This is a genomic window from Oleiphilus sp. HI0123 (assembly GCF_001635315.1).
Genome location: NZ_LWGE01000599.1, coordinates 1 through 375 on the forward strand (window position 1 = coordinate 1; position 375 = coordinate 375).

The 375-nt window shown below is 46.9% G+C and carries 1 protein-coding gene; it reads right to left on the bottom strand.

What is annotated here, in order from left to right; all coding sequences use genetic code 11:
• Positions 1-219 (bottom strand): phosphatidylglycerophosphatase A (locus A3761_RS05405; protein ID WP_231881171.1); only part of this gene is annotated, 219 nt, incomplete at its 3' end.
• Positions 220-375: the final 156 nt, after the last annotated feature.

Consider the following 375-nt stretch of genomic DNA (forward strand, 5'->3'; position numbering starts at 1 on the left):
GGCTTTGGAAGCTTTAGCACACAGCCAACAGCCAACAACAAAGCTCAGCACAATAACCACCAAGTACCACTCTAAGGCTAAATGCTGCAGCCATAAATAAGGAACAATCGCCATTAATGTTCCTGCTGTCCCGGGTGCCTTCGGTGCACAACCACTACCAAAACCAAAAGCAGCAAAGTGTGCCGGATTCTTTAAAAAACCTTGCGGTAACTTACTCAAAATGCTGAAACCCCTTTCTCTCTATTTCGACTTCCTGCTCACCAGAAAAGACCTTAACACCAAAACTCTTGGGCTCAACCCGCCCTATTCTAGTGAAAGCACTCGCCTCAGCCTTCGACTCCAATACCTGCCAACCTTCCTCAGGGATCGTAAAAA